At 39.9% G+C, this 7,040-nt stretch carries 7 protein-coding genes; 3 read left to right on the top strand and 4 right to left on the bottom strand.

All coding sequences use genetic code 11. From position 1 onward, the window contains the following. Positions 1 to 129 precede the first annotated feature (129 nt). The 3 genes from MRT15_RS03135 (at position 130) to MRT15_RS03125 (ending at position 2,285) form a co-directional block, all read left to right on the top strand. Positions 130 to 525, top strand: a complete 396-nt coding sequence (locus MRT15_RS03135; protein WP_304327832.1) for a PadR family transcriptional regulator — start codon at positions 130 to 132, stop codon at positions 523 to 525. 72 nt (positions 526 to 597) lie between these two features. Further along, a complete protein-coding gene (locus MRT15_RS03130; RefSeq protein ID WP_304327830.1) occupies positions 598 to 1,536 on the top strand; it encodes an ATP-binding cassette domain-containing protein in 939 nt (312 codons plus the stop codon). Next, the gene (locus tag MRT15_RS03125; RefSeq protein WP_304327828.1) at positions 1,533 to 2,285 is read left to right on the top strand and encodes an ABC transporter permease; all 753 of its coding nucleotides are present in this window, start codon (positions 1,533 to 1,535) and stop codon (positions 2,283 to 2,285) included. Before MRT15_RS03130 ends, MRT15_RS03125 begins: the two co-directional genes overlap by 4 nt. A gap of 57 nt (positions 2,286 to 2,342) precedes the next feature. Here MRT15_RS03125 and MRT15_RS03120 read toward each other — a convergent pair whose 3' ends face one another. From MRT15_RS03120 to MRT15_RS03105, 4 genes are all read right to left on the bottom strand, one after another. Continuing rightward, positions 2,343 to 2,945, bottom strand: a complete 603-nt coding sequence (locus MRT15_RS03120) for an indolepyruvate oxidoreductase subunit beta (protein ID WP_304327826.1) — start codon at positions 2,943 to 2,945, stop codon at positions 2,343 to 2,345. 1 nt (position 2,946) lies between these two features. Further along, a complete protein-coding gene (gene iorA, locus MRT15_RS03115) occupies positions 2,947 to 4,860 on the bottom strand; it encodes an indolepyruvate ferredoxin oxidoreductase subunit alpha (protein ID WP_304327834.1) in 1,914 nt (637 codons plus the stop codon). Between the two features lie 81 nt (positions 4,861 to 4,941). Continuing rightward, a complete protein-coding gene (locus tag MRT15_RS03110) occupies positions 4,942 to 5,574 on the bottom strand; it encodes a hypothetical protein (protein ID WP_304327825.1) in 633 nt (210 codons plus the stop codon). Between the two features lie 56 nt (positions 5,575 to 5,630). Next, positions 5,631 to 7,040 (bottom strand): DUF5591 domain-containing protein, encoded by a 1,410-nt coding sequence (locus tag MRT15_RS03105; RefSeq protein WP_304327823.1) that lies wholly within the window; start codon positions 7,038 to 7,040, stop codon positions 5,631 to 5,633.

Genomic DNA, 7,040 nt, shown 5'->3' with positions numbered 1-7,040 from the left:
ATGCTGAGATGATGAAAAAGGACGATACTTTGATTATTCAATTTCAAATTCTACAGACTTGGTTTGTGCCTTAAAGAATTGAATACATAACATTTATATATGTAACATTGTTACATATAGGCGATTAAAATGTGTAATGGGAGAGGCTGTGGATGCTGGCATGAATATCCAGAGCGGGGATGGATACAATTCCTCATAATGCGAATTCTCTATGAAAAGCCAATGCATGGCTACCAACTCCTAGAAGAAATTGAGAGTAGGAGTGAGGGATGCCACAAACTTGAGCCTGGCTCTATTTATACTCTCCTGAGGAGGATGGAGGAACGCGGCCTATTAGAGTCAAAATGGGAAAGGGGGGAGGGAGGGCTGGAAAGGCGTGTTTATAAGTTGACCAGTAAGGGTGTTGAAGCTCTGAAGATGGGATTGACATCAATAGTCAAGCGTAAGAGGCTGTTTGAAGACCTCATAAACTTCTATTATGAAAATTTTGAAAAACAGAAGGAAGGTGAGAAGGGAAATGTGTAAATGTTGCTATAAAATGCAAAGAGCAAATTGTCGTTTTAGGTGTGCAGAAACCACATTAGGAGGTCTTTATACATGGAGTACGCAATAACCGTCCAGGGATTGACAAAACGTTATGAGGATGTAACTGCAGTGGATCATATAAGCTTTGAAGTTAAGGAGGGGGAAATCTTCGGATTTCTAGGGCCAAATGGGGCTGGAAAGACTACGACTATCAGAATATTAACGTGTTTGATAAAGCCTGATGGTGGTAAGGCTTTTGTAGCCGGCTTTGATGTTTTGAAAGATCCCATTAAAGTGAAGCAACGCATTGGGGTTGTTCCGGAAATTTCAAACGTCTATGTGGATTTAACGGCATGGGAAAACTTGGTTTTAATAGGAAAGCTTTATGGTATGCCAATGCAAAAAGTTAGGGAGAACGCCACAAATCTACTGAAGGAGTTTGGATTATATGAGGTTAAGGATAAACTTGCCAGAGCCTTCTCCAAGGGGATGAGACAGAGACTCCTATTATGCATGGCTTTAGTTAACGATCCAGAAATTCTCTTCTTGGATGAGCCTACCTCTGGACTTGATGTTGAGAGTGCAAGAATTCTACGTGAAAAGATAATTAGTTATAATAGGGAGGGGAAGACGGTTTTCCTATCAACCCACAACATGGAGGAAGCAAACCAGCTCTGTCACAGAATAGCCGTAATAAACCATGGCCGTATAGCAGCCATAGATACACCTGAAAACCTCAGAGCTCAAAGTATGGAGCTCCAGTACATTGAAGTAGCCTTCAATAAAAACGTAAATGTAGAGGAATTTTCAAGAAATACAAGCGTTAATAAGGTTATGCCTGCAGGGAATAAAGTGCGCATATATACTGCTGATCCATCCACAGTAATAGAGGATCTAGTGGAGTATGCTAAAAGGAATAATCTGCGCATTTTAAGTTTAAACACCATGATGCCATCCCTAGAAGACGTATTCCTAAAACTCATAAGGGGGAAGGAGGTGACTGCCCGATGAGCAGTATTATAGAACAGTTTAAGCGTTCCTTAGCAGTAGCTGAAAAGAACATTAAAATATACTATTTAAAGGGACCTGTCCTAACCTTTGGACTTGTCTTTCCATTTTTCCTGGCATTAGCATACGTCATTGGACGAAATATACCGCTTAAAGAGATTTTACCAGGACTTGTTAGTATGACTGCATTCTTTACATCCACATCGGTTGGACCTTCAATTGTACCTTGGGAAACCCGTTCAAAAACACTTGAAAGACTTTTATGCTGTCCAGTTGCCCTATGGACAATTATGGTTGGGGATATGCTATCATCCTTTATCTTCGGCTTTGTCATATCAGTTATTCCGCTAGCCCTAACATTATACTTTGGAATTCAACCATTAAACTTCATAATCCTCCTCTTCGGATTGATAATTGCAAATCTATGCTTTGCAGCATTGAGCGTACTGCTTTCTGCTTATCCACCAACGGATATACCAGGCACAACAATGATGCTTTCATCCCTCGTCAAATTTCCACTAGTTTTCATAAGTGGGGTATTCATACCCATAGAGCAACTACCTCAATTGGGAATAGCCATAGCTTCAGTATCCCCATTAACATACTTCACAGACATGGTTAGGCAGCTTTTCATAAATAGGGGATTTTATCCATTGGGATTGGACTTCTTAGCGCTCATAGCCTTCACAGTGGTATTTATCTTCGCAGCGATAAAGCTACATGAGAAAACAATTATGCAACGGTTAAGTTAAAACCCTAAAATTAATTTCATTTTCCCCTTTAAAGACACTACCTTAGAAAGATGAAGTTTAATATTCTCTCACTACATGTTGTTTGTATGCTTCATATCCATATTTTAAGGCTTTCAGATTTACTTCTAATGCTTTCCCCTTAAATGTCTCTTTTAACGTGTTTTCTAGATCCGTTATTTCAATGTATTCTGATAGGGTTTCCGTTGCAATTAGTGATCCTAGGAGGACTATGTTTTCAGATATTTCGCTTCCAGCTTTTAATGCTAGATTCAACGCATCAACTACAATGTATTTCAGTTTTAGTCTCTCCAATTCAGTTATGATTTGGCTTTTTGTTGGGATTGTTTTTGCTGTTGGTGGTCTAATTATCCTATCGTTGACTATTAGTATGCTCTTCCGGTTGGCGTATTGTATGTATCTCAAAACTTCCATCATCTCTAATCCCACTATTGCATCCGCCATTCCAGTGCCAATTAATGGTGATTCAACATCCCCCATCCTCACATGTACAACTACACTTCCACCCCTCTGAGCCATACCATGAATTTCCGATGTTAGGGCTTTAATCCCCCTCCTTATGGCTGATGATGCCAGTATTCTACCCATGGTTAGTATCCCTTGACCCCCAACGCCAACTAATAATATGTTTTTGGATTTCATTTCAATCAACCCTCCAAACCTCCTCCCAATCCTTTGATGGTGTTTCCAATGGCTTTATTGCATTGAATGGGCATATCTGCATGCATACTGAGCATCCGAAGCATAGTAGTGGATCTATGCTAGCCTTCTTATCCGGCATTGGTGTTATTGCTGGGCATGAAAGCTGGTTGTAGCATATTCCGCAAGCTCTACATAAATCCGCATCAACAGCATATCTAGGTACACTTACACCTTTACGTCTAGCATTGGATACAACCATTAGTGTGCATGCTCTACGGGAATTCACCAGAGCCACAGCTCTATTCTCCAAGACAAACTTTATTGCCTTCATCAACCTCTCAATGGAATCCTTAACATTGAATGGATCTATGGTATCAACATACCTTACACCCACACCCCTAGCTATATCCTCTATCTTAACCTCCTCAGTTCTGGCTCCTGTGGCTGTGAAACCTGAACCTGGATGTGGCTGATGACCAGTCATAGCTGTAATCCTATTATCTAAGACCATTATGAGCATTGGAGACTTATTGTAAACAGAATTTATGAGGGCTGGTATACATGCATGATAAAATGTTGAATCACCCATAATTGCAGCTACAAATTGATTTGAAACATGAGCTAAACCGTTGGCTGAACCTATCCCACCACCCATCTCCAAAATTATATCTTGAACTCTAAATGGCTCATCAACACCCAAACTATAACAGCCAATATCACCTGCATAAACCACATCCCTAACCCCAGATTTAGCTAAAGCCCACTTCAACTCCAAGAATGATGCTCTATGTGGACAGCCAGCGCATAGTGTTGGAGGTCTAGCTGGAATCTCAATACTAAGCTTCAATGGGTTTAGGAAGTTTGATGGAACTGGAACATCCATGAACTTTGCTACACCATGGATCAATTTATCAATGTTTAGTTCGCCAATTAATGGTATGAAGTCTTTACCATGAATCCTACATTTAACCCCCTCCTCAAATGCCATTACCTTAACATCCCTCTCCAATATCGGTTCAAGCTCTTCAACCACTAGAGCCTCATCACACCTACCAAGAGCATCCATTATAAGCCTCCTAGGGGCTGGGACACTTGTGGATATCTTCAAAACATTCACCTTACCCTCAACCCCCAATATTTTCAGGCAATCCATCAAGTAGCCATAACCAGTCCCACAACATATTATGAGCTTCCTAGAACCATTATCAATGTACTTATTGAATGGGGAATAGTTAACCTCCTCACAAATTGAACGCCACTTCTCAATAAGCTTAACCCTAAGCTTCCTAGCATGGGCTGGCACAAGCGTAAATCTATCTGGATCCTTAACAAACCTCCCACTGGACTTAACACTTGGAACAGCATCAAACTTCACAGGTCCACTGGAATGGCTAACCCTAGTTGTAGATCTAAATATTACTGGATGCTTAAACTTTTCACTGAAATTGAAGGCGTATTTAACGAGCTCCTTAGCCTCCCATGGTGAGTAAGCTTCAAAGACCGGTATATATGCATGTAAACCATAATACCTATTATCCTGCTCATTCTGACTACTCCACATATCAGGATCCTCAGCACTAACAATTAGAAATCCAGCTTCAACACCAGTGTAAGCACTACTCATAAGAGCATCTGCAGCAACATTCAAACCCACATGCTTCATAGCAGTCAGAGATCTAACACCACAAAGAGATGCAGCATATGCAGATTCAAAGGCAACCTTCTCATTAACACTCCACTCAACATGGAAACCATAATGCTCAGCCACATCAGCAAGGGATTCCACAATCTCAGTGGATGGCGTTCCAGGGTAGGCTGCAGCAAACCCTAAACCAGCTTCAATAGCCCCCCTAGCAATAGCCTCATTACCCAACAACAATACAACACTACCAGGTGGATATAGAAGTGGATGCACCAAACTAAATTCACCAATAAAAGTCAATCTACCATATATGCCAACATAAATATAATGTTAACCATTAATGAGTTTAGAAGGTTAAACACTCACAGCACTCGTTTGAGCCACCTTAACCCTTGAAAGCATGGAATCTGAAGCTATGAAAAGTATTATAGATGCAACGAAATCCAACGGTGGAAGCAGTATACCCACAACATATATTACAGCTGAAATGAGGAATGCGGATTCTTTAAAATCACCATTTAACTTCACCAATAGGGAGACAAAACCAATCTTACCAACAATGAGAAGCAACACTCCTAAGAATATTAAGATTAAGCCTATCAGTGGGAGAATCCACCTAACCACAAAACCTATGATGAACATTAAACAAGCACCGAGATACCCAATCTTAACCATGGAAGATGATGTGGAATAACGTGCATTAAACTCTGAAAAACCACTCATGGAATCCATCAAATATACGAATATTGCAACTAGCAAAATTAAGGATCCAGCTAAACCCATAATCAAAAATAGAATAGATTCGGATAGTAAGGGGATGTTAAAAGCCCTCCTCACCATCATAAATCTCATGAAACCCAAGAACAAGCTGAAGCCAAGTAGGAGAGATGCAACAATGTATAATAAACTGTAATTCCTCAACCCCTTAAACCCTCTAATTAAACTCCTCCTCTCCAAATCACTGATAGCATCAAAACCTACAGACATACTCATCATCAACCAGCATAACAACATACAAACGATAATTTAAAGTTTCCCATAAATTAACCTTTACTAGATGCGGCTTCACTGAGCATTTCCCTAAGCTTATTTAAAGCTTTTGGATGAGCCACCATGGGCTTAAACCCTTCAGCCTCAATCTCCATGGCTAAACCCTCATCAATAACCACCCTAAGCTTATCAGATAAACCGAGATCCCTAAAAGCTTCAATTATAGCCGTAAGGGTTTCAGCACCATACCTAAAATATGCATAGAAGATTTTGTAGTTTGAAGCATGCTTCATCAAATATTTTTTAACCCTAATCTTTGTAACCTCAATATACTCCCTCTTAATCTCCTCAGTTTCAAGCCATTCAGGCCAATCATAGGATTGGAATGGATAATAGTTTATGAACTCGTATGGTATAACCCCGGGACTACTAACAGCAATCAAATGTATCCTTGGGAATATTGGGAGGCTATATATGGCATTTAGAATTGCCTTCCAAGTTTTAGATCTAGTGTAAGGCTTCCTATAAGCGCATGGAAGGAATAAGGCTATATCCTTAGATTTAGGTGGCTTATAGAATCGAACAATATAATCTTGCCAAACCTCATAATATGGATGGACAAGGTAATCGTGGCCAACGCCATGAAGGAATATTTGCTTCTCCCTTGGGAATTTCGGTATGAAATTTAAGTTATTGAAATCCAATTCAACCTTTGGATGCATACCCCACCCACCAACAAAACTCTTAAACTCCTCCTCATCAAATGGCCTCCAAGAACCATTAATCCAATCCTCCCAAAGCCTTGAACCAACATGTGGATAAGCATTAATGACCACAACGCTATCAGCTAAATCCAATGCAAGTTTAATGCTATCCTCAAATATGCGTTTATGAATTTCAGGATTGGAGTAGAGGTATGGATGACCATTAACAAGCAAATACAATCTAACTCCAAAACCATGCCCCCTCAAAACTTTAACAGCATTAACAACATCATCAACCCTCAACCCCTTACAATAATAATTTAACAGTATATTGTCATCTGCAAGCTCCAACCCAATAGCCACAGTAACCTTAACCTTACCGCTTAATAGAAGCTTCAACCTATCCTCAGTAATGTATTCAGGTCTAGACTCAACTATAAGCTCTTTAACACCGAAAGATTCACATAAACGAATAAACCATGAGACGAAATCATCCGGGAACTGTTTAGGGTCGAGGAAACTACCCGAGGAGAATACTTTGAGTAAATCTATTTCACCCTCCCTACGCTTAGAGCTAAGCATATTGAATATTCTACCCTTCAACTCATCCAATGAACACTCAACCCTACGCTTACCCCAACCACAAAAATAACATTTACCCCAACCACAACTACCATGCTCAAGAATTACACTAACAACCCTCTTAGACATAACAATTAAAGAGAGGATGAGGTTAAAGTTATATTTTGCTAAACCCAA

Origin of the sequence: Candidatus Culexarchaeum yellowstonense (assembly GCF_024707025.1) — an archaeon.
Taxonomy (GTDB): Archaea; Thermoproteota; Methanomethylicia; order Culexarchaeales; family Culexarchaeaceae; genus Culexarchaeum.
Note: the sequence above shows the minus strand (reverse complement) of the source record. Positions and strands in the feature narration are given on the sequence as shown.